This is a genomic window from Arthrobacter sp. NicSoilC5, assembly GCF_019977395.1.
GTDB lineage: Bacteria > Actinomycetota > Actinomycetes > Actinomycetales > Micrococcaceae > Arthrobacter.
Map to the genome: position 1 here is coordinate 4,297,547 of NZ_AP024660.1, position 22,004 is coordinate 4,319,550.

Genomic DNA, 22,004 nt, shown 5'->3' on the forward strand with positions numbered 1-22,004 from the left:
CTTGAACAATGGCAACCACCCCACAGCTCCAGGACCGTCCCAGGGTACTCGTCGTCGGCGGCGGGTACGTCGGCCTGTACGTAGCACTGAAACTGCAGAAGAAGATCGCGAATGCCGGTGGCATCGTCACCGTCGTCGATCCCCTGCCCTACATGACTTACCAGCCCTTCCTCCCCGAGGTGGCAGGTGGCAACATCGAAGCCCGCCACGCAGTGGTCTCCCACCGCCAGCACCTCAAGCAGACGGAACTCATCCAGGGCCGCGTCACGTCGATCGACCACGTCAACCGGACGGCCGTGGTGGCTCCTGCCGACGGCGGCGAGAACTTTGAGGTTCCCTACTTCGACGTCGTGCTCGCAGCCGGCGCCATCACCCGCACCTTCCCCATCAAGGGCCTGGCGGACAAGGGTATCGGCCTGAAGACCATCGAGGAAGCCGTTGCCCTGCGCAACAAGCTCCTGGAGCGCATCGAGGTTGCCTCCACCATGACGGACCCCGCAGCCCGCGCCAAGGCCCTCACCTTCGTGGTGGTCGGCGGCGGCTTCGCCGGCATCGAGTGCATAACCGAAATGGAAGACCTCGCCCGCGCCGCCGTGCGCAACAACCCCCGCATCAAGCAGGAGGAAGTCCGCTTCGTCCTGGTCGAAGCCATGGGCCGCATCATGCCCGAGGTCACGGCCAAGCAGGCTGACTGGGTGGTTGAGCACCTGCGCAGCCGCGGCATCGAGGTCCTGCTGAACACCTCGCTGGACAGCGCCGAAGGCACCCTGAAGCTCATCAACCTCCCGGACAAGACACCTGCCCAGGAGTTCGAGGCAGACACCCTGGTGTGGACGGCCGGCGTGCAGGCGAACCCGATGGTCCGCTCCACCGACTTCCCGCTCGAACCCCGTGGCCGCGTCCGCGTCCTGCCGGACCTGCGCATCGCAGGCGACGAAGGCATCGTGGAGAACGCCTGGGCCGCCGGCGACATCGCCGCTGTTCCGGACCTCACCGGCAAGGGCCTCCCGGACGGCACCTGCGTCCCCAACGCCCAGCACGCCCTGCGCCAGGCCAAGCGCCTGGCCAAGAACCTGTGGGCTTCCCGCTGGGACAAGCCGCTGGCCGACTACAAGCACAAGAACCTTGGTGCCGTAGCAGGCTTCGGCGAATGGAAGGGCGTTGCCAACATCAACCTCCTGGGCCGCATCGGCCTCAAGGGCGGACTCGCCTGGCTGGCCCACCGCGGCTACCACGGCATGGCCATGCCCACGGTGGAGCGCAAGTTCCGCGTCATCCTGAACTGGATCATCGGCTTCTTCGCCGGACGCGACACCACGCAGCTGATGGACCTGGACAACCCCCGCGGCGCCTTCGTCTCAGCAGCCACCCCGGCACCGAAGCCTGCCGCCGCTCCCGCAGCGGTGCCGGCTGCCGGCTCCAGCGCCACCGCCGCCGCTCCCAAGGAAACGGTAGCGGCCAACGCCAAGTAGCGCGCCTGTTCCACCACGCTTCACAGCGTCCGACGGCGGCTGTCCCCTTTGCGGGGCGGCCGCCGTCGGCGTTTCCAGCCAACGCGTCCCGGGCAGGTACCATTGACCCGGCGCCCCAGTAGCCCAATTGGCAGAGGCAGCGGACTTAAAATCCGCGTGTTGTGGGTTCGAGTCCCACCTGGGGTACAACTGTCTCTTCCGGCGCCCGCCGGGGTCTGGACATCAGGAAGCCGCCTGCACAGCAGGCGGCTTCCGGCGTTTAATTCCGCATATGCAACGACTGTTATAAGGCTGTGACCTCAGTCACTTAGTTTCGCTGCTGTCTATGCACTAGCTTGAACCTAAATCAGGAATACCTGGTCCCATTCCGGGCGCCGAAGCGCCCCATTGATCCGCACGCGCATCGCATGGCCCTGTTTCGGAAGGCAGACAAATGTACCGAAAGAAAGTCCTCACCTCGTTGGCAGCGGCAGCCACATTCAGCATGCTGCTGTCGGCCTGTGCCAACCAGGCAGGCCCCGGCACCACCGAAAGCTCGGGATCGTCCAGCAAGGTGAACATCCCCGCCATTTCGAAAGTCGACGTCCCTGCCGGCGCGGTAAAGCCCGCCGGCGACGGCAAGGCGACCTGCCCCGCGACCACCACGCTCGCCTACGCAGGCGCGCAGACCGGCCCCAACGCCCAGCTTGGCGTCAACATCTTCAACGGCATCCAGCTGGCCATTGACCAGCACAACAAGTCCAACCCGGGCTGCCAGGTCCAGTTCAAGAAGTTCGACACTGAAGGCGACCCCAACAAGGCCACCGGCCCCGTCACCCAGCTGGTGAGCGAGTCGGACATCGTGGGCGTGATCGGCCTGCCGTTCTCCGGCGAATCCAAGGCCACGGGCAACATCTTCGAGCAGAAGGGCCTCGTCCACATCACCCCGTCGGCCACCAACCCCACGCTGACCGAAAACGGCTGGACCACCTTCTTCCGCGGCCTCGGCAATGACGCCGTCCAGGGCCCCGCAGCCGCCAAGTTCCTCACCGGCAAGCTCGGCGCCAAGAAGGTGTACCTGGTCCAGGATGACTCCGACTACGGCATTGGCCTGGGAACCTCCACCTCCGCGGGCCTGGGCAGTGCCCTGGCCGGAACGGAGAAGGTGACCACAGGGCAGAAGGACTTCTCCGCCGTGATCTCCAAGATCATGAACGCCAAGGCCGACGCCGTGTTCTACGCCGGCTACTACGCCGAAGGCGCACCGTTCGACCAGCAGCTGGTTGGCAAGGGATTCACCGGAACGTTCGTGGCACCTGACGGTGTCAAGGACGACCAGTTCATCAAGCAGGCAGGCGACGCTTCCAACAACGCCTACTTCACCTGCCCCTGCCTGCCGGGCGAACTCATCCCCGACTTCGCCTCGGCCTACAAGGACGTCTCCAAAGGAGCGGAACCCGGAACGTACTCCATCGAGGGCTACGACGCCGCAACCGTCCTCCTCTCCGGCATTGACGCAGGCAAGCAGAGCCGTGCGGACCTGCTGGCCTGGGTCAAGGCCTACGACAAGGACGGCCTGAGCAAGCACTACAAGTGGGATGCCAAGGGCGAGCTCCAGGCCCCGACCGTCTACGGCTACAAGGTGGAAAACGGAAAGATCGTTCCCATCGGCCCCATCGGGGAGTAGCAACCAGCACGAACCGGCTGTGGGGGCCAGCATCAGCGGGCCCCCACAGCCTTTTCTTCGCTTGGCAGCAGCCCAGGACCAAGCAACGTCAATAGACACAAGTCCCACGGCCGGGCCCACAAGGCCGCGTGCAACTGGATCAGGATGTTCCCATGCTTCCCTCTCTTGTCCCACTACTCCCGATGGAAAACGACTGGATCACCTTCGACATACCGTCCCTGGCCCAGAACTTCTGGAGTGCCACGTTTGACGGCCTCACGTTCGGGGCCATCTATGCGCTCGTAGCGCTGGGCTACACCCTGGTTTACGGCGTCCTGAACCTGATCAACTTCGCCCACTCGGAAGTGTTCATCGTTGGCTGCTACGCAGTCTTCTTTACCCTCAGCAGCCTTGGCTTCGGCCCCTCAGCTCCCCGGCTCGACATCTGGGCCATCATCCTGAACCTGCTGCTGGCGCTGGTCCTGGCCATGGTGGCGTCAGCCGTGACAGCGTTCCTGCTGGAGCGGATCGCCTACAAACCCCTGCGGCAACGGAACGCGCCCCGCCTGGTCTTCCTGATCACCGCCATTGGTGCTTCCTTCACCATCCAGTACCTCATTTACCTGTGGCGCGGTCCCAGCCCCGAACTGGCCCTGACCATGTTCCGGCCCACCCCCATTTTCGACGTCTTCGGCACCATCATCGATTCGCAGCAGCTGGTGATCATCATCGCCGCCGTGATCATGATGGTGGGCATCGACAGGTTCATCAGCAAGTCGCGCACAGGCCGCGGCATCCGGGCGGTCGCCCAGGATCCCGACACCGCCACGTTGATGGGCGTCAACAAAGAGCGCATCATTATTACCACCTTCGTCATCGGAGGCCTGCTCGCAGGAGCCGCCGCCTTGTTCTACGTCATGAAAATCCCGTCCGGTGTCCAGTACAGCGGTGGTTTCGTCCTGGGCATCAAGGCGTTTGCTGCCGCGGTGCTTGGCGGCATCGGCAACGTGCGCGGGGCCCTTCTGGGCGGACTGCTCCTCGGCCTGATCGGCAACTACGGCCAGATCCTGCTGGGCAATTCGCAGTGGACCGACGTCGTGGCGTTCGTGGTGCTGGTGCTCGTGCTGCTGCTGCGGCCCGAGGGCATCCTGGGAACCTCCCTTGGAAGGAGCAAAGCATGAGTATGACGGACGGCCCCACGCCGCTGCACACAGCGGCCGCCCAGCAGGCAGCTGAGGAACGCGAAGCTTCCGAGAAAGCCGCGGGAAAGAGCGACCTTCGCCAGCGGGGCAAACGCAAGCCCGGCTACTTCTCCGACCGCTGGCACGCCCTGTCCCGCCAGCAGCAGTGGGCCTTCCTGGTCATCGTGGTGGTCCTGGCCTACCTGCTGCCGCTGCTCAACCCGCCGATCATCACCACCGAACCCGGCAACAACTTCGCCCTGGCATGTTTCGACATGGCACGCTTTGCGCTGATCGCCGTTGGCCTCAACATCGTGGTGGGGTACGCCGGCCTGCTGGACCTTGGCTACGTTGCCTTCTTTGCGGTGGGTTCGTACGTGGCCGCCATGCTGACCAGCCCGGATTCGCCCTACCTGCACATCCCTTACCTGTGGACGCTTCCGGTGGCCATGGCAGTCACCATGTTCTTCGGCGTCATGCTGGGCGTGCCCACACTCCGGCTCCGGGGCGACTATCTCGCCATCGTGACGCTCGGCTTCGGCGAGATCATCCGTATCCTGGCCACCATCATTCCTGCCATGAAGGGCCAGGTGGGCTTCCAGAACGTCGGCCACCCGCCGGGTGACGGGGCTGACGGGACGCCGATCTTCTCCAACTCAAACGGGGTGCCCTGGTACTGGCTGACCCTGACCATCATCATCATCGTCACCCTCCTGGTGGGCAACCTGGAACGCAGCCGGGTGGGCCGTGCCTGGATTGCCATCCGCGAAGATGAGGATGCCGCGGAAATCATGGGTGTTCCCACCTTCAAGTACAAGGTGTGGGCCTTCGCCATCGGCGCTGCCGTCGGCGGGCTTTCCGGTGCACTCTTCGCCGGGCAGGTGGGGTTCGTCAACAACCAGAAGTTCGACGTCACCACATCCATCCTGTTCCTCGCCGCAGTGGTGCTGGGAGGTGCCGGCAACAAAGTGGGTGCCATCCTGGGTGGGGCCCTGGTCAGCTACATCCCGTTGAGATTCACGGCCATCGCCGAATACAAGTACCTGATCTTCGGGATTGCGCTGGTGCTGATCATGATCTTCCGTTCCCAGGGACTCCTGCCCGCACGGCAGCGGCTGCTGGCGTACGGCAGGACGGCACTCAACAAGGTCACCAGCCGCGATGGCACGGAGCCGAAAGACTCGAACAATCCACCAGCCGGCCCCGGGACGCATGCGGCCGGACAGAGAGGAGCGGAGGCATGAGCTCCGAGGAAAGGCACGCGGGCTCCAGCAGTGTGGAGGAGCAGCCGGCCCAGGACAGCACTGCCCAGGACAGCACGGTCCAGGACGGCTCGGCGGCTCCCGTCGCGCCGGAGCTGGACATGGAGGCCCTCGCTGAAGCTGGAGTGGACCAGGAACTGGCCGAGAAGGTGGCCCCGGACCGCGATATTGCGGTCAAGGTGGGCGACAACATTGTCGAGGTGCAAAACCTGACCATTAAGTTCGGCGGCCTGGTGGCACTGGACAACATCAGCTTCAACATCAAGCGCGGCGAGATCCTTGGCCTCATCGGGCCCAACGGCGCCGGGAAGACCACGTGCTTCAATGCGATGACCGGCGTGTACAAGCCCACCAGCGGAAAAGTGGTGCTGGAGGGGCAGGTTCTGAACGGCATCAAGCAGCACAAGATCACCCGGCTGGGCCTGTCCCGCACGTTCCAGAACATCCGCCTGTTCGGTGAGATGACCGCCCTGGAGAACGTGGTGGTGGGCCTGGACGCGCGGCACCGGACCAGCGTCGGCGGGGCGCTGCTGCGCCTGCCCACCCATATCAAGGAGGAAAAGTCGGCCATCGAGCGCGGCATGGCCCTGCTGGACTTCGTGGGGATCGGCAGCCATGCCCATGTCCTGTCCCGGCAGCTGCCGTACGGCTACCAGCGCCGGCTCGAGATAGCGCGCGCCTTGGCCACTGATCCAAAGGTCCTCTGCCTGGACGAACCGGCAGCCGGCTTCAACCCGGCCGAAAAGGAGGAACTGATGGCGCTGATCCGCACCATCAGGGATGAGGGCTACACCGTGCTGCTGATCGAGCACGACATGAAGCTGGTCATGGGTGTGACAGACCGGATTGTCGTACTGGAATTCGGTAAGAAGATCGCGGACGGACTGCCGCGGGAGATCCGCGAAGACCCGCGTGTTATTGCTGCTTACCTAGGGGAGCCTGAAGATGACGTTGCTTGAACTTGAGGGAGTGTCCGTCCACTACGGCCGAATCCAGGCCCTGCGGGACATCTCCTTTACCGTGGACGAAGGCGAAGTGGTGGCGCTGATCGGGGCCAACGGTGCCGGCAAGACCACCACCATGCGGACCATCTCCGGCCTGCTGAACTGCTCCGAGGGCAGGATTACCTTCGAGGGCCAGGACATCACCAAGATGAAGGCCCACATCCGCGTGGTGCACGGAATCTCCCAGGCCCCCGAAGGGCGCGGCATCTTCCCTGGCATGACCGTGATGGAGAACCTCGACATGGGAACGTTCGGGCGCAAGGACAGAAGCGGTGTGGGCAAGGACCTGGACCGCGTCTTTGACTTGTTTCCCCGGTTGAAGGAGCGGGAAAAGCAGTTTGGGGGAACCATGTCCGGCGGTGAGCAGCAGATGCTGGCGATCGGACGTGCGCTGATGTCCAATCCGAGACTGCTGCTGCTCGACGAGCCCTCCATGGGCCTCGCCCCACAGTTCATCCGCCAGATTTTCAAGATCATCAAGGAAATCAACAACCAGGGCACCACGGTCCTGGTGGTGGAGCAGAACGCCAACCAGGCCCTGGCCGGAGCGCACCGCGCCTTCGTTCTGGAGACGGGGGCGATCACCCACAGCGGCACCGGCAAGCAGCTGCTGGAAGATCCCTCGATCAAGGAGGCCTACCTGGGCGTGGGCTAATTCGCCTGATGGGGCCCGGTGCCGGACCGGCGGCAACGGTCACGGTTCGGTTGCAACCGGGCCCCTTGGGAACTTTCGCGGCGGCCCCCACGTGGGAATTGGTAGCGTAACCACAAGCTCATCACCCACACCCACATGGAGGAATCCCGCAATGGCACTTGGCGGCAACCCGATCTTCAACGGAAAGAATTTCCGTGGAGCCACCCAGGCACCGCCTGTCCCGCAGGCTCCCTACGGCGCTCCCTACGGCCAGGCGTCGTACGGTCAGCAGCCTTACGGCCAGCAGCCTTACGGCCAGCAGCCCTACGGCCAGCAACCGTACGGTCAGCAGGGCTGGGGCACGCAGCCCCAGAGCATGACCGACGAACAGCTGCGGCAGATGTACAGCCAGCCCTCGGCGGGCCCCGCGGATACTGGCCGGATGACGTTCGACGACGTCATCATGAAGACCGCTGCCTGCCTCGCCGCGGTGATTGCCGGCGCAGCAGTCACCTTGGTGGTGGCGCAGGGCCTGGCTTCCATGCTGATGATCGTCGGCGCCCTGGGCGGCTTCGTCCTGGCATTGGTGAACACCTTCAAGAAGCAGCCGTCGCCGGCGCTGATCCTGGCCTACGCCGCATTGGAAGGTCTCTTCCTCGGCGGCCTGACCCGGATCCTGGATGGCATGTTCCCCGGCGTCGGGCTGCAGGCAGTTGTCGGCACGCTTTCGGTGTTCGCCGTGACCCTGCTGCTGTTCAAGAGCGGGAAGGTCCGCGCCACCCCGAAGGCCATGCGGTTCTTTATGATCGCCATCATCGGCTATGCCGTGTTCTCCCTGGTCAACATGGTGATGATGTGGACAGGCGTCCTGCAGCAACCCTTCGGCATGCGCAGCATTGAGATCTTCGGCATCCCGCTGGGCGTCTTCATCGGACTGCTCGCCATCGGCCTCGCAGCCTTCTCGCTGATCATGGACTTCACCAGCATCGAAGAGGGCGTCCGCAACGGTGCCCCGCAGCGCTTCTCCTGGACGGCGGCCTTCGGCCTGACCGTCACGCTGGTCTGGCTGTACGTGGAGATCATCCGCCTGCTGGCCATCCTGCGCGGCGACGACTAGGCACTCCGGCAACCTCCCGCCGTCGTACGTTAACCAACTGTGGGCCCCACCAAACTGGTGGGGCCCACAGCCGTTAAAGCGCTCCAGACGGACCGCGCCTGCCTAGGCGATCCGCATGGCGCCGGCGGCAGGGGAGACGGTGAAGATGTCCGGCGCCGCGAAGCCGGCGTCTGCGAAAGCCTTGACGACGGCGTCACGCACCTTCTGTTCGGCGTCCAGCGGCGTCAGCGCAATAGCCGCCCCGCCGAAGCCGCCCCCCGTCATGCGTGCGCCGATTGCCCCATTGGCACGGGAGGTGTCCACGGCAAGGTCCAGTTCCGGGCACGAGATTTCGAAGTCGTCGCGCATGGAGGCGTGGCTGGCGTCCAGCAGGGGGCCGATGGCGGCGGGGCCCGGGCCGCCCAGCAGATCCACGGTCTGGAGCACCCGGTCGTTCTCGGTGACGACGTGCCGGACGCGACGGAATGTGACCTCGTCCAGCAGCCCGCTGGCTTCCTCAAGGTCCGCCACCTTCAGGTCCCGCAAGGCCTGCACCCCCATGACCTCCGCGCCCAGCTCGCAGGATGCGCGCCGCGAGGCGTAGCCCCCGTCGGCGTGGGAGTGCGACACCTTGGTGTCGATCACCAGGAGCACCAGGCCGGCGGGCCCGGTCTCAAACGGGACCAGGCGCGCCGTCTGGTCCCGGCAGTCCAGGAACACTGCGTGGCCTTGTGAACCGCGCAGGGACGCGGACTGGTCCATGATGCCGGTGGGTGCCCCGACGAAGTCATTTTCGGCCCGCTGGGTGGCCAGCACCATGTCCTCGGCCTCCAGTCCGGCGCCCGTGAGGTCGTTCAGTGCGGTGATGACGGCACATTCAATGGCGTGCGACGACGACAGGCCGGCGCCGAGCGGAACGTTTGAGTCCAGGAGCAGGTCCAGTCCGGGGACGTCGATGCCCTGTTGCCGCAGCGCCCACACGACGCCCAGGGGGTACTTGGTCCAGCCCTTTGCCGTTCCCGGCTGCAGGGTCTCGAGATTGGTGCTGACCACCCCCTGGTCGCCATACGTGGACAGCAGCCGCATGGTGGCGTCCTGGCGCACGGCGACGGCCACCCGCGCGGTGCGGTCGATGGCGAAGGGCAGAACGAAGCCTTCGTTGTAGTCCGTGTGTTCGCCGATGAGGTTGACCCGCCCGGGCGCCTGCCACACGCCGTCGGGAGCGCGGCCGAATTCCTGCTCAAAGCGGGCGCCAAGGTCCTGCGGTGTGGCACCTGCGGCCTGGCTGTTGTCCTGGTTCCGGGTGCTCACGCGGAGGCTCCTTCCGGGGTGGCCGCGAGGGCGGCAGCAGGCGTGGACGACGGTGGGACGGCAACATTGCGGAGCCGTTCCGCCACGCTTTCGGGAGTGGTGTCATTGATGAAAGCGCCCATGGCTGCCTCCGACCCTGCCAGGTACTTCAGCTTGTCGGCTGCCCTGCGCGGGGAGGTCAGCTGCAGGTGGAGGTATCCCGCCGGCCGCAGGACGTCATCCAGCGGGGCCTGGTGCCACGCGGAGATGTAGGGAGTGGGCGTGGGGTACAGGGCGTCAACCCGCTTGAGCAGGTCCAGGTAGACATGCGCCAACTCATCCTTCTCCTCCCCGTCCAAGGCCGCGAGGTCGGCGACCTGGCGGTGCGGCACCAGGTGGATTTCCAGGGGCCACCGGGCTGCGAAGGGCACGTAGGCGCTGAAGTGCGTTCCTTCCAACACCATCCTGCTGCCGTCCTCCCGCTCGGCCCGCAGCAGCGAACCGGTCAGGGTTTCCCTGCCGTCCGTTGCGTCGTAATACTTCCGGGCCGCCGCACCCAGGACGCCGGCGCGGGGCGTGACGTATGGGTAGGCGTAGATCTGGCCGTGCGGGTGGTGCAGCGTGACGCCGATGTCGGCGCCGCGGTTTTCGAACGGGAAGACCTGCTTGATCCCCGTCATGGCACTGAGGGCAGCCGTGCGGTGCGACCAGGCTTCGATCACGGTCCGGGACCGCTCCTGGCTCAGCCCGCTGAAGGATTCGGTGTGGTCCGGGGTGAACGACACCACCTCGCAGCGGCCGTATGCGGGGCCCTTCGTTCCCCATCCGGCATGCTCGGGGACCGGCCCGAGCGCCGGTCCCAGGGAGGGGAACCGGTTCTCGAAGACCACCACGTCATAGTCCGCGGCAGGAATCTCCGAAGCATTCCCGGGAGTGGTGGGACAGATGGGGCACTGGTCTGCCGGCGGAAGGTGGGTACGGGCCTGGCGGTGCGCGGCAACGGCCACCCATTCATCCGTCAGCGCATCGAAGCGGACCTCGCCCGGTTCGCCCCGCGGCGGCAGGCCGCGATGATCGGTGGTGAGGTGCCCGGCGCGGGAGGTGCTGGTGCCGGCGTCGTCGAAATACATCAGCTCCCGGCCGTCGGAGAGTCTGGTGCTGGTAATCCCTGTCATGCAAAAAGTTTGGCACAAGCGATCAGAAAAGAATAGTTAACAACAAAAAGTAACAAAGTTCGGGATGGAGGTGAGGCACCGCCCGTTGTACGGTAATCCCCATGACTGCCTCTTCCCCACAGGAAACCTCCGTTGCATCCACCCGGACCTGCGCCACCGGCCGGCAATACGAACTGCGCCGGGGCGATGCCGTGGCCGTAGTCACCGAGCTCGCCGCGGGGCTGCGCTCGTTCAGCCGTGGCGGGGTCCTGCTGACCGAGACTTATGGGGACGACGAGATCTCCCCGGGCGGCGCCGGCATCACGCTGGCCCCCTGGGCCAACAGGGTGGAGGACGGGCAATGGTTCCTCGACGGCAGGAAACAGCAGCTGGACATCACCGAAGTGTCCCGCAACAACGCCAGCCACGGCCTGCTTCGAAACGCCGGCTATGCCCTGGTGGGGGAGTCCCCGCACGCCGTGGCGCTGGAAGCGGTCGTCTTCCCGCAGCACGGCTATCCCTTTCTGGTGCGGCACCGGGTGGACTACCAGCTTTCCGAGGACCTCGGGCTGCGCGTCCGGCAGACCCTCACCAATGACGGTACGGCGGCAGCGCCTTTCGTCCTCGGCGCGCACCCCTACCTGCGGGTCGGTGACACTCCGGTCGAGGAACTGAAGCTGACCGTTGCCGCCGACACCCGTCTGGTGACCGATGAGCGCTTGATTCCGCGCGGTTCGGCCCCTGTCGAGGGGGACGTTGACTTCCGTTCCGGCCGGCATGTCGCGGACCTGGCAGTGGACGTGGCCCTGACGGACCTCCGGTTTGAGGGCGGCGTGGCCCGGCACACCCTTGCGGCCGGTGACGGCAGCGCGGTGTCGCTCTGGCAGGACGAATCGTGCCGGTACGTCCACATCTTCGTGAGCACCGTGTATCCGGGCCGGACCCGGGCCGTGGCGGTGGAGCCAATGACGGGGCCGGCCAATGCGTTCAACTCCGGTGACGGCCTCCGGTGGCTGCCTGCAGGGGAGTCCTTCAGCATGGAATGGGGGATCGACTACGCACCCGGCGCGGCACGGTAGTTTGCATTGGGCCACCGCTGGGGAAGTATGGGGATATGACGCCAAAAGAGGACGACGTTACCCTTGCCCACCCAGCACCGGTCCAACCGGCTCCCGCGCCGGCAGCGGCCGCGGCCGCACCCCTGAGGGTCCTGACGGACCGTGAGCTGGACAAGGACATCCCGTACGGCATCCGCATTGCGGCTTCCTGGTCATGGCGGCTCGGCCTGATCCTCCTGATGGCGGGAACGCTGGTGTGGCTGCTTAGCCACATCACCCTCCTGATCATTCCGATCATGGTGGCCGCGCTCCTCGCCGGACTGCTCAGCCCGGTCACGGCATGGCTGAAGAGGCGGGGGCTTCCCGCGGGACTGGCCGTCGCAGTGACAGTCCTTGGCTTCATCGGCGTCATCGCCGGTGCACTGGCCCTGGTGGGCAGGCAACTGGTGGTCGGTTTCGGCGAACTGTATTCCCAGGCGCTTGAGGGCGTCCGGCAGGTCCAGGACTGGCTGTCCGCCGGGCCCCTGCACCTGACCGCCACCCAGATTGACCAGTACGTCAAGGAAGCCACCGACGCCCTCCAGAACAACAGCAGCAGCATCCTCAGCGGCGCCCTGTCCTTCGGGAGCACCGCCGGACACTTCGCAGCCGGGATGCTCCTCTCGCTGTTCATCCTCATCTTCTTCCTCCTGGAGGGAGACCGGATCTGGGCTTTCCTGGTCAGGATGCTTCCCCGCAAAGCCCGGGCCGCCACGTTCGGCGCCGGCCACAAAGGCTGGGCATCGATGGTCAGCTACGCGCGCATCCAGATGTTCGTCGCCGCTGTCGATGCGCTGGGCATCGGCGTCGGCGCGGCCATCATTGGGGTACCGCTCGCGCTTCCCCTGGGCGTGCTGGTCTTCCTCGGCTCCTTCATCCCGGTGGTGGGCGCCCTGGTGACCGGCGTCGTTGCCGTCCTGCTGGCACTGGTGGCCAACGGTCCCGTGAACGCCCTGATCATGCTGGGCATCGTCCTGCTGGTCCAGCAGCTCGAGGGCCACATCCTGCAGCCCCTGGTCATGGGCAAGGCAGTCTCGCTCCACCCGGTGGCAGTAATCCTCAGCGTCGCGGCCGGTTCCTACCTCGCCGGCATCCCCGGGGCGCTGTTCTCGGTACCCATCCTGGCCGTAGCAAACTCGGCCGTTCGCTACATTGCGGCCAGAACGTGGGAACATGAACAGGTGCCGGTTATTGCCGGAAGGCCCATCACAGCCGGAGCGGGCGGGGACAACACCATCGAGGACGTTGAGCCGCCGTCTGCATCCGACGCCGGGAACGGCCGGGCGGCAGGCACTTCATCCGAACACCGTGATGCCCGCACCGCCTCTCCGGAGGGCGGCGGGGCAGAACCCAAAGGAGAGTAGTCCGTGAAGATCCTTGAAACCCTTCCCGTCACACTGGACGATGTCCTTGAGGCGCAGAAGCTGCTTGACGGGATCATTGCGCGCACGCCCGTGGAATCGTCCCGGGCGCTGGGGGGCATGGTGGGCGGCGACGTCCATTTCAAATGCGAAAACCTGCAGCGCGCCGGCTCGTTCAAGGTCCGCGGTGCCTACGTACGGATGGCCCGGCTCTCGCCGGAAGAGAAAAAGCGGGGCGTGGTGGCGGCGTCGGCCGGCAACCACGCACAGGGCGTTGCCGTTGCCGCCAAAAGCCTTGGCATCAAGGCCCGGATCTACATGCCGCTGGGCGTAGCACTGCCCAAGCTTGCCGCCACCCGCAGCCATGGTGCCGAAGTCATCCTGCACGGGCACAACGTGGACGAGGCGCTCGCTGAAGCCCAGCGCTACAGCGATGAAACCGGCATGGTCTTCGTCCATCCGTTCGACAATGTGGACGTTGTGGCGGGCCAGGGGACCGTAGGCCTGGAAATCCTTGAGCAGGTCCCCAACGTCGACACCGTCCTCATGGGCGTGGGCGGCGGCGGGCTCCTGGCGGGAGTCGCCGTCGCCATCAAGGCCCGCGCACGGGAACTCGGCCGGGAGATCCGCATCATCGGTGTCCAGGCGGAGAACGCCGCCGCGTACCCGCCCTCGCTTGCCGCTGACGCCCTGGTACCGCTGAAGCGGGTCTCCACCATGGCGGACGGCATTGCCGTGGGACGCCCGGGACAGCTGCCTTTCAGCATCATCCGCGAGCTGGTGGATGACGTGGTCACCGTCAGCGAGGACTCTCTGGCCCGCGCGCTGATCTTCCTGCTCGAGCGGGCCAAGATGGTGGTGGAACCCGCCGGCGCAGTGGGCGTGGCCGCCCTCATGGACGGCAAGATCGAGAACCCGGGCTCCACGGTGGTGGTCCTCTCCGGCGGAAACATCGACCCCATGCTGATGCTCAAGGTCATCCAGCGCGGCCTCTCCGCCGCAGGGCGCTACATGACCGTTCGGATGATGCTTGATGACCGCCCCGGCTCCCTGGCAACCATTGCCCGCATCATCGCCGAAAATGATGCCAACGTCACCGGCCTGGACCACACCCGGGTGGGTGGATCCATCAGCATGGGCGATGTCTCGATCACCGTGAACCTGGAGACCAAGGGCCACCAGCACGGTGAGCAGGTCCTCAGTGCCCTCCGTGCCGAGGGCTTCCAGCCCATCGTTGTGCACTAGGAGCGGCCATGGCCGGACTGGGCAGCGGACTGACGGGTAACGGAGGCGGCCCGGCGCGGCAAACCATCGCCGCGCGCGCCAAGGGCGGCCTGGTGGTTCTGGGCGGCTTCGTGGCCCTGCTGTTCGCCATCGAGGTGGTCAACACGCTGATGATGGGCGCCCTCACGCGGACCTTCGGCCTGCGGCCCAGGAGCGCTGACGGGCTGCTGGACATCTTCACCTTCCCGCTCCTGCATGCCAACCTGAACCATCTGCTGTCCAACAGCCTGCCCCTGGTCATCTTCGGCTTCCTCGTGTTCCTCTCGGGGCTCCGCGTGTTCCTCACTGCGCTGGCCTTCAGTTGGCTCGGCAGCGGGGTCACCGTCTGGCTTATCGGCAACGGCGTCACGGTGGGCGCGTCCGGCCTGGTCTTCGGGCTCTTCGCGTTCCTTCTGGTGCGTGGCTTCTTCAACCGCAGCTGGCGGCAGATCCTGCTCGCGGTGGTCCTCTTCATGGGGTACGGGAGCATCCTGCTCGGTGCCTTGCCCTTCGTGGCAGGCTACGTCAGCTGGCAGGCGCACCTGGGCGGCGCCGCGGGCGGGGTAGTGGCGGCCCTGCTGCTTCGTCCGCGCCTCCCTGCGCTCCCGCGCCAGTCCTGACCGCCGGTCCTCCCCGGCGGCGCGCCCGGGCAGTCCTTGCGGCGCAGACAGAAAAGCGGCGGCCGTCCCCGTGGGGACGGCCGCCGCTTTGGCCGGACCGGCCTGCTGCTTGTCCTGGCGTTACCCGGCGTAGGGCTTGGCGGAGAGGATCTCCACCTTGATGTCCTTGCCGTTCGGCGCAACGTAGCTGAGGGTCTCGCCCTCCTTGTGCCCCAGGATGGCCGCACCCAGGGGCGACTTCTCGCTGAAGACATCCAGGTCCGAGTCGCCGGCGATTTCGCGCGATCCCAGCAGGAAGGTCTCCTCATCCCCGGCGATCCTGGCAACCACGAGCATGCCGGGCTCAACGATGCCGTCATCGGCAGGCGCTTCACCCACATGGGCGTCCCGCAGCAGGACGGTCAGCTGGCGGATGCGGGCTTCAATCTTGCCCTGCTCCTCCTTGGCCGCGTGGTAGCCCCCGTTTTCCTTGAGGTCCCCCTCTTGCCGCGCTGCTTCAATCTTCTGGACGATCTCCGCCCGGCCTGCGCCGGAAAGGTGGTCCAGCTCTGCCTTCAGGCGGTCAAAAGCTTCCTGGGTAAGCCAGGCTGCAGATGCGCTGTTGGTGGTAGACACGGACTTCTCCTCTAGTGGTCTTACATGCAAAAGACCCCGCCACGGTGGCCACTTGTGGAACAGTAACCAGCTCAGCGGGGTAAAGGTATCTCTCCATTGTAGTCAATCCCTTGGAGATAACCCAACAATCAAGCGTCGCGCATCACATCCCTTAGGACTCCCCGCCGGGAATCCAGCAGCTGTCCACCACTCCGGACACGGACGCCGACTCCGTGCGCAACGTGACGCGCTGGGCAACTGTCCTGCCGCCGTCGGGCGTTGAGTCCGCCGCCGACGGCGGGATGTCCACCACCTTCCAGCCCACCACGGCAAACTTGGCGTCCAGCGCCTTCACGGCGCACTTGACGGGCTTGGCCGGTTCCCGGGTCACCTGGAAATCGACCTCGGCGAGGGTGGCATCGGTGGTGCTGTAACCCACGTCCTTGAACGTCACCCCGGAGAGCGAATTGGACGTGGTCACCCAGGCCAGGAACCCGATCCCCACGGCCAGCGCGACGCCGATGGCCAGCCGGGCGGCCCTGGGGGAGAGCCGGCGCTTTTTAGCACCATACCGATTGGCTAGGCTAGTGTCTGCGGGCGCGGATTGGGCCGGCTGGTCCGGGGAAGTCACCAGACCAGTTTAGTGCCCTTTCCGCCGGCGCTTTCGCGGTGGCAACAGCTGCCGGCAAGGCGCTGCGCCCGCCGCACCACCCGTATGCTGCCCCAGAGCGGCGATAGACAAAATTAAGGAGCCGTCCCCTCCATGACAGCGCCCAGCAAATCCCAGGTGCCGCTCCGGCTGCTCGCGGTCCACGCCCACCCGGATGACGAATCCAGCAAGGGTGCTGCGACCATGGCCATGTATGCATCCACCGGCGTGGACGTCCTGGTGGCAACCTGCACGGACGGCTCCCGCGGCGACATCCAGAACCCGGCAGTTGAAGGTGAGCCGCATCCCAAGCGGGACATGGCCGGCGCGCGAAGGCTGGAGATGCAGCGGGCCGCCGCCATCCTGGGCATCCGCCAGCGCTGGCTGGGCTTTGTTGACTCCGGCCTCCCCGAGGGCGACCCGCTCCCGCCCCTTCCGGCCGGCTCCTTCGCCACACTGCCCCTGCAGCAGGCGGCCGCGCCCCTGGTCCGGCTGGTCCGGTCCTTTAAACCGCACGTCATCCTCAGTTATGACGAGAACGGCGGCTACCCCCACCCGGACCACATCATGGCCCATCGGGTAGCCGTGGAAGCGTTCGAGGCAGCGGGGGATCCGGAACGTTACCCGGACGCGGGGGACGCCTGGGAGCCCAGCAAGCTCTATTACGACCGTGCCTTCAGCCCGGAGAGGTTCCGGGCACTGCACTTTGCGCTCGAAGAGGCGGGTCTGCAGTCCCCGTATGCCGAGCGCCTGGCCGCGTGGCTGGAGTCCGATGCGGAGGGGCACACGCCACCTCCTGCCGCGCATCCCACCACCACCCAGGTGGACTGCGGCGACTTCTTCGAAATGCGCGACGACGCACTGCGCGCCCACCGCACGCAGGTGGACCCGCTGGGGTTCTTCTTCGCGGTTTCCCCGGACATGCAGCGCCGGGTCTGGCCCTGGGAGGACTACTCCCTGATCCACTCCCGGGTGCCGTCCGAACTCCCCGAGAAGGACCTGTTCGCCGGGCTAAGATAGACAGGCAGGCCATTTCTATCTTGCGTAGAAGACAGGTGCGGCGACGGGCCGTTCCGTCCGCATCCTGCTGCATCCGTTCCACCAGAAGGTATTAACCGTGCATTCTCTGCTCCTCAGCCTCGCCACCACGCCGAGCCCGCTGCCCACTCCGACGCTCCGGGACGGAATATCCGAGGACCAGGTAACGCCGGGCCTTCTGGGGTTCATCATGACGGCCTTCTTCGTTGTGGCCACCGCCCTGCTCATTGTGGACATGGTGCGGCGGATCCGCAGGGTCCGCTACCGCGCCCAGGTGGAGGAGGAACGCCTGGCCGCCGCTGCCGCGGCAGACGTGGACGCCGCAGACGCCCAGGACGGGCTCGACGACGGCACCCGCCAGGCAGCGCCGGACGCCAACGGAAACGGCCCGGCAGACGGGCTTCCGCGGCCCCGCGAATAAGAGGGTCCCGCCGCCGGGGCGGCTTTAGGCAAGGACCGCCAGCGCGATCGCCACGAAGTGGGCCGCGAAGGCAAACACGGTGAACGCGTGGAACAGTTCGTGGAAACCGAAGTGGTGGTAGCTGAAGTTGGGCTTCTTGAGGGCGTAGAAGACAGCGCCCGTGATGTAGAGGACGCCACCCACGCAGATCAGCACAGCTGCCGGAATGCTGGCCTGGAAGAACTGCGGCAGGTAGAACAGCGCGCCGCAGCCCAGCGCGATGTAGATCGGCACGTAGAGCCAGCGCGGCGCATCAGTCCAGAGCAGCCGGAACAGCACTCCGAGGATGGCCCCGGCCCAGATGACCCACAGGAGCACCACTGCCTGCTGTCGTTCCAACAGGGTCCATGCCAGCGGTGTGTACGTGCCGGCGATCACCAGCATGATGTTCGTATGGTCCAGCCGCTTCAGGACGAGCTTGACCCGCGGGGACCAGTTGCCGCGATGGTAGACGGCGCTGACACCGAACAGCAGAACGCCGGTGGCAGCGTAGATGGCAGAGGTGACCCGGCGGTCAAGCGTGGGTGCGAGGACAACCAGGATGATCCCTGCGGCAAGGGCCAGCGGGGCCGTGACGGTGTGGATCCAGCCGCGCCACTTGGGCTTGATCATCAGTAGTTCCGCCAGGCGGACCGCGGCATCATCCACCGCGCTGGGCTCCGGATCCGGGCCGGGGTTTCGGTCCTCGGGCCGGGGTGCCGGGGAGGCCTGCGGGGAGTCGCTGTTCATGGCACCAGAATAACTTACGGGCCGGTAAGTTACCGCTCAGTAACATCCCTTTGGGTCCGGTCCTGAGGTCCTGCCCGTCCCGGGGCGTCCCGGGCGGTAGCCTAGGATGTGGATGTACGTACGGCAGGAAAGTCAGGTGAGTGGACGCGTGGAGTTGCCCGGGTTCCTCTATGGCTATTACGAGCGCCGGCTGCTCAAGGACCTCCCGCGCGACCGCATTCCCCGGCACATTGGTGTCATGGTGGACGGAAACCGGCGCTGGGCCAAGCAGTTCAATGCCCCCACTGCCCAGGGCCACCAGGCGGGAGCGGACAAGATCCACGAATTCCTGGGCTGGTGCCAGGAGCTCGGCGTCAAGGTGGTGACGCTGTACATGCTCTCCACCGACAACATGAACCGCTCCAGCGAGGAACTGGACCTCCTGATGGGGATCATCGCCAACACCCTGGACCGGCTGGATGAAGACGCGAACATCTCCGTGCATGCCATGGGTGCCCCTGAAGTGCTTCCGGACTACCTGGCTGAGCGGCTGAACAAACTCACGGCCAGGACTCCTGTGCGGGAAAAGATCCACGTCAATGTGGCGGTGGGGTACGGGGGCCGCAGGGAGATTGTCGACGCCGTCCGTGAACTCCTGCATGACGCCGTCGCCAAGGGCATGGATATTTCCAAGCTTGCCGATGACCTGTGCGTCGACGACATCTCCCGGTACCTGTACACGCGGGGCCAGCCGGATCCGGACCTGGTGATCAGGACGTCGGGGGAGCAGCGCCTCTCCGGCTTCCTGATGTGGCAGAGCGCCTATAGTGAGTTCTACTTTTGCGAGGCCCTGTGGCCCGCCTTCCGGAAGGTCGACTTCCTCCGCGCCCTGCGGGACTACGCCGGGCGGCAGCGGCGCTTCGGCACCTGAAACCCGCGGTTCATCACGAGTTCATACATCCGCCGGAGAAATCGCCGCTAAATAGTTGCGGAAATCACCCGGAGTGGATTTACGTTATATCCATCAGCAGGCAAAACCGCCGGCTGATCGGGGAGGCCAGTACATGGAGCGAAACATCGCACCGGGTGTATGGGAGGCCGGATCCGGCCTCGTGGCCGAGCCGCCTCACCACTAACAATTCCGGGCTGGCGCCCGGGGCTGGAGTCGATGTGGCTACTTCTGAACAACTGCCCGAGGTCCTGGTTGGACAAGGCGGAAAAGCTACCTCTCGCGCCGAGCGAGCCACCTCTGTGACCGGCGCAGCAACTGATGCTGCGGCCGGTTTTGCTGTCTCCGGAAGGGAAGCCGACATCCACACCTTCGTCATCGACACCTCCGTCCTGCTCTCCGACCCGCGGGCACTCCTGCGGTTCGCCGAACATGAGGTGGTGGTCCCCGTCGTGGTCATCACCGAACTCGAAGCCAAACGGCACGATCCGGAACTGGGTTATTTCGCCCGGAATGCCCTGCGGCTCCTTGACGACCTCCGGGTCAAGCATGGCGGCCTGAACCAGCCCATTCCCATCGGGGATGAGGGCGGCACCCTCATGGTGGAACTGAACCACATCTCCGCAGAGGTGCTCCCGCTGGGCTTCCGCAGCGGGGACAATGACAGCCGCATCCTCGCCGTCGCCAAGAACCTGGCCAACGAGGGGCGCAACGTCACGGTGGTCTCCAAGGACCTGCCCATGCGCGTCAAAGCCTCCGCCATGGGGCTTACCGCCGACGAGTACCGCAACGAACTGGTCAAGGACTCCGGCTGGACCGGTGTTGCCGAAGTCGAGGCGGACGAACAGGACATCGCCACCCTCTACGGCCACGAACCGGTCTTCATCCCCGCCGCCGCCGAACTGCCCGTCAACACCGGGCTGGTGCTGCTCTCCAACCGTGGTTCCGCACTGGGCCGGGTGGGCGCCGACAAGCAGGTCCGCCTGGTCAAGGGCGACCGTGACGTGTTCGGCCTCCACGGCCGTTCCGCCGAACAGCGGCTGGCCATCGACATGCTGATGGACCCGGGCGTGGGCATCGTATCCATCGGTGGCCGCGCCGGCACCGGCAAGTCGGCACTGGCCCTCTGCGCGGGCCTTGAGGCTGTGCTGGAACGCCGCGAACACCGCAAAGTGATCGTCTTCCGGCCCCTCTTCGCGGTGGGCGGCCAGGAACTCGGCTACCTGCCGGGTTCGGAGTCCGAGAAGATGAATCCGTGGGCGCAGGCAGTCTTTGACACCCTGGGCGCCCTGGTCAGCCAGGAAGTAGTGGAAGAGGTCATGGACCGGGGCATGCTCGAGGTCATGCCCCTCACCCACATCCGCGGACGTTCCCTCCACGATGCCTTCGTGATCGTCGACGAGGCCCAGTCCCTCGAAAAGAACGTCCTCCTCACCGTTATGAGCCGCATGGGCCAGAACTCCAAGATCGTGCTCACCCACGACGTCGCCCAGCGTGACAACCTCCGCGTGGGGCGCCACGACGGAATCGCCGCCGTCGTCGAAACCCTGAAAGGACACCCGCTCTTCGGCCACATCACCCTGACCCGCTCGGAACGTTCACCTATCGCGGCCCTGGTGACGGAACTCCTGGAGGGCTGACCTCACCTAAGCAAGGGCCGTGGCCGGGTTCGCCGGGCCACGGCCCTTCGTGCGTTTCGGTGGCTGGGTACGTCCGCCCCAAGCCCTTCGCCGTCGCTTAGACACCTCCCGGCGCGCTGCTTCGGTCGCTGGGCGACCTGCGCAACGCTCTGGTCGGCGATGCGCTCCTACGCGAAGGACTTGGGCCGGCCTTGTGCAGTCAAGCGACCTTAAGTAACTTTGCCACCGCCTCGTGGCCCTCGACCTGCAGGGACCACTCGGGGCGTTTGAACGTGTCCGGGGTGAGGCGGACGTGCTGGAGTGTTTCGACCTTGGTGCCCCAGGCTTTGCGGCTGGTGCCGTTCAGTTCGTAGCCGAGGGAACTGGAGACGCCCAGGGAGGCGCTGTTCCAGGCCGCGGCTTCGGATTCGGCCACTTCGGCGCCCAGCCAGTCGAAGGCCCACAGGACGACGGCGGCCCGCATCTCCCTGCCCAGTCCCCGGCCCTGAACTGACTTTTTGAGCCAGGAGCCGGTGGTGACAGTCTTCAGCACCGCGAAGTCCTTGGCACCAACGTCCTGGCACCCGATGAACTGCCCTTCATGCCAGATCCCCAGGAGCAGCGTCCAGTGCTCCGGCGTGAACTCCCCGCGGCAGCGCCAGTACCAGCGGGCCATGTTGGGGCCCAGCTCGTCGCCGGGCAGCTCGGTCCACGGCGTGCTGAACGGGTTCCTGGTGGGCTCGTGAATTCCGCTGCGGGCGGCGTCGACAGCCGCCGGGATGTCCTGGTCGGTGATGGGCCGGAGCTCCAGCCGGGGCGTGGTGAGCCTGAGGTCGAACAGGGGCCAGATGGAGCTCATCGTCGTCATCCGCGAAGCCTAGCCGACCGGGACCGGGAGGACCTGTCAC

The 22,004-nt window shown here is 65.9% G+C and carries 21 protein-coding genes and 1 tRNA gene; 16 read left to right on the top strand and 6 right to left on the bottom strand.

Going from position 1 to position 22,004, the window contains the following annotated elements:
• Nucleotides 1-8: 8 nt before the first annotated feature.
• The 8 genes from LDO22_RS20030 (at nucleotide 9) to LDO22_RS20065 (ending at nucleotide 8,315) form a co-directional block, all read left to right on the top strand.
• Complete coding sequence (locus LDO22_RS20030) at nucleotides 9-1,472, top strand: FAD-dependent oxidoreductase (protein ID WP_159632550.1); 1,464 nt, start codon at nucleotides 9-11, stop codon at nucleotides 1,470-1,472.
• A gap of 112 nt (nucleotides 1,473-1,584) precedes the next feature.
• Nucleotides 1,585-1,658: transfer RNA gene (locus LDO22_RS20035), tRNA-Leu, on the top strand.
• Nucleotides 1,659-1,905: 247 nt separating this feature from the next.
• Nucleotides 1,906-3,138: a branched-chain amino acid ABC transporter substrate-binding protein gene (locus LDO22_RS20040; RefSeq protein WP_159632549.1), complete on the top strand. Its 1,233-nt coding sequence runs from the start codon at nucleotides 1,906-1,908 to the stop codon at nucleotides 3,136-3,138.
• A gap of 152 nt (nucleotides 3,139-3,290) precedes the next feature.
• Nucleotides 3,291-4,298, top strand: a complete 1,008-nt coding sequence (locus LDO22_RS20045) for a branched-chain amino acid ABC transporter permease (protein ID WP_159632548.1) — start codon at nucleotides 3,291-3,293, stop codon at nucleotides 4,296-4,298.
• The gene (locus LDO22_RS20050) at nucleotides 4,295-5,542 is read left to right on the top strand and encodes a branched-chain amino acid ABC transporter permease (protein ID WP_224025441.1); all 1,248 of its coding nucleotides are present in this window, start codon (nucleotides 4,295-4,297) and stop codon (nucleotides 5,540-5,542) included. The genes LDO22_RS20045 and LDO22_RS20050 overlap by 4 nt, the downstream gene beginning before the upstream one ends.
• Complete coding sequence (locus tag LDO22_RS20055; protein WP_159632546.1) at nucleotides 5,539-6,519, top strand: ABC transporter ATP-binding protein; 981 nt, start codon at nucleotides 5,539-5,541, stop codon at nucleotides 6,517-6,519. The genes LDO22_RS20050 and LDO22_RS20055 overlap by 4 nt, the downstream gene beginning before the upstream one ends.
• Complete coding sequence (locus tag LDO22_RS20060) at nucleotides 6,506-7,219, top strand: ABC transporter ATP-binding protein (RefSeq protein WP_159632545.1); 714 nt, start codon at nucleotides 6,506-6,508, stop codon at nucleotides 7,217-7,219. The genes LDO22_RS20055 and LDO22_RS20060 overlap by 14 nt, the downstream gene beginning before the upstream one ends.
• A gap of 151 nt (nucleotides 7,220-7,370) precedes the next feature.
• Complete coding sequence (locus tag LDO22_RS20065) at nucleotides 7,371-8,315, top strand: Bax inhibitor-1/YccA family protein (protein WP_224025442.1); 945 nt, start codon at nucleotides 7,371-7,373, stop codon at nucleotides 8,313-8,315.
• A gap of 102 nt (nucleotides 8,316-8,417) precedes the next feature.
• Here LDO22_RS20065 and galK read toward each other — a convergent pair whose 3' ends face one another.
• On the bottom strand, nucleotides 8,418-9,605 hold the full coding sequence (galK, locus tag LDO22_RS20070) for a galactokinase (RefSeq protein WP_224025443.1): 1,188 nt from the start codon (nucleotides 9,603-9,605) through the stop codon (nucleotides 8,418-8,420).
• Nucleotides 9,602-10,759, bottom strand: coding sequence for a galactose-1-phosphate uridylyltransferase (galT, locus tag LDO22_RS20075; protein WP_224025444.1), 1,158 nt, complete (start codon nucleotides 10,757-10,759; stop codon nucleotides 9,602-9,604). The genes galK and galT overlap by 4 nt, the downstream gene beginning before the upstream one ends.
• A gap of 101 nt (nucleotides 10,760-10,860) precedes the next feature.
• Here galT and LDO22_RS20080 point away from each other — a divergent pair, with 101 nt between their 5' ends.
• From LDO22_RS20080 to LDO22_RS20095, 4 genes are read left to right on the top strand one after another with little or no spacing between them, the layout of a single operon-like run.
• Nucleotides 10,861-11,817, top strand: coding sequence for an aldose 1-epimerase family protein (locus LDO22_RS20080; RefSeq protein WP_224025445.1), 957 nt, complete (start codon nucleotides 10,861-10,863; stop codon nucleotides 11,815-11,817).
• Between the two features lie 35 nt (nucleotides 11,818-11,852).
• Nucleotides 11,853-13,199, top strand: coding sequence for an AI-2E family transporter (locus LDO22_RS20085; RefSeq protein WP_224025446.1), 1,347 nt, complete (start codon nucleotides 11,853-11,855; stop codon nucleotides 13,197-13,199).
• Nucleotides 13,200-13,202: 3 nt separating this feature from the next.
• Nucleotides 13,203-14,441: a threonine ammonia-lyase gene (gene ilvA / locus LDO22_RS20090; RefSeq protein ID WP_159632540.1), complete on the top strand. Its 1,239-nt coding sequence runs from the start codon at nucleotides 13,203-13,205 to the stop codon at nucleotides 14,439-14,441.
• A gap of 8 nt (nucleotides 14,442-14,449) precedes the next feature.
• Nucleotides 14,450-15,079: a rhomboid family intramembrane serine protease gene (locus tag LDO22_RS20095; RefSeq protein WP_159632539.1), complete on the top strand. Its 630-nt coding sequence runs from the start codon at nucleotides 14,450-14,452 to the stop codon at nucleotides 15,077-15,079.
• A gap of 120 nt (nucleotides 15,080-15,199) precedes the next feature.
• On the opposite strand, the gene greA is transcribed toward LDO22_RS20095, so the two are convergent.
• Together greA and LDO22_RS20105 are read right to left on the bottom strand one after the other, a co-directional pair.
• Nucleotides 15,200-15,694: a transcription elongation factor GreA gene (greA, locus tag LDO22_RS20100; RefSeq protein ID WP_159632538.1), complete on the bottom strand. Its 495-nt coding sequence runs from the start codon at nucleotides 15,692-15,694 to the stop codon at nucleotides 15,200-15,202.
• A gap of 151 nt (nucleotides 15,695-15,845) precedes the next feature.
• Nucleotides 15,846-16,304: a DUF4307 domain-containing protein gene (locus LDO22_RS20105; RefSeq protein WP_159632537.1), complete on the bottom strand. Its 459-nt coding sequence runs from the start codon at nucleotides 16,302-16,304 to the stop codon at nucleotides 15,846-15,848.
• Nucleotides 16,305-16,436: 132 nt separating this feature from the next.
• Here LDO22_RS20105 and mca point away from each other — a divergent pair, with 132 nt between their 5' ends.
• Together mca and LDO22_RS20115 are read left to right on the top strand one after the other, a co-directional pair.
• The gene (gene mca / locus LDO22_RS20110; RefSeq protein ID WP_159632536.1) at nucleotides 16,437-17,342 is read left to right on the top strand and encodes a mycothiol conjugate amidase Mca; all 906 of its coding nucleotides are present in this window, start codon (nucleotides 16,437-16,439) and stop codon (nucleotides 17,340-17,342) included.
• Between the two features lie 97 nt (nucleotides 17,343-17,439).
• Entirely contained in the window at nucleotides 17,440-17,781 is a 342-nt protein-coding gene (locus tag LDO22_RS20115; protein WP_224025447.1) for a hypothetical protein, read from the top strand.
• 24 nt (nucleotides 17,782-17,805) lie between these two features.
• On the opposite strand, the gene LDO22_RS20120 is transcribed toward LDO22_RS20115, so the two are convergent.
• Complete coding sequence (locus LDO22_RS20120; RefSeq protein WP_224027290.1) at nucleotides 17,806-18,447, bottom strand: hemolysin III family protein; 642 nt, start codon at nucleotides 18,445-18,447, stop codon at nucleotides 17,806-17,808.
• A gap of 250 nt (nucleotides 18,448-18,697) precedes the next feature.
• Between LDO22_RS20120 and LDO22_RS20125 the strand changes: the two genes are divergently transcribed.
• The gene (locus tag LDO22_RS20125; protein ID WP_275967234.1) at nucleotides 18,698-19,459 is read left to right on the top strand and encodes an isoprenyl transferase; all 762 of its coding nucleotides are present in this window, start codon (nucleotides 18,698-18,700) and stop codon (nucleotides 19,457-19,459) included.
• A 239-nt stretch (nucleotides 19,460-19,698) separates the two neighbouring features.
• On the top strand, nucleotides 19,699-21,117 hold the full coding sequence (locus tag LDO22_RS20130) for a PhoH family protein (RefSeq protein ID WP_224025449.1): 1,419 nt from the start codon (nucleotides 19,699-19,701) through the stop codon (nucleotides 21,115-21,117).
• 199 nt (nucleotides 21,118-21,316) lie between these two features.
• Here LDO22_RS20130 and LDO22_RS20135 read toward each other — a convergent pair whose 3' ends face one another.
• Nucleotides 21,317-21,964 carry a GNAT family protein gene (locus LDO22_RS20135; RefSeq protein WP_224025450.1) on the bottom strand — a complete coding sequence of 216 codons (648 nt, stop codon included), beginning with the start codon at nucleotides 21,962-21,964 and terminating at the stop codon, nucleotides 21,317-21,319.
• Nucleotides 21,965-22,004 lie beyond the last annotated feature (40 nt).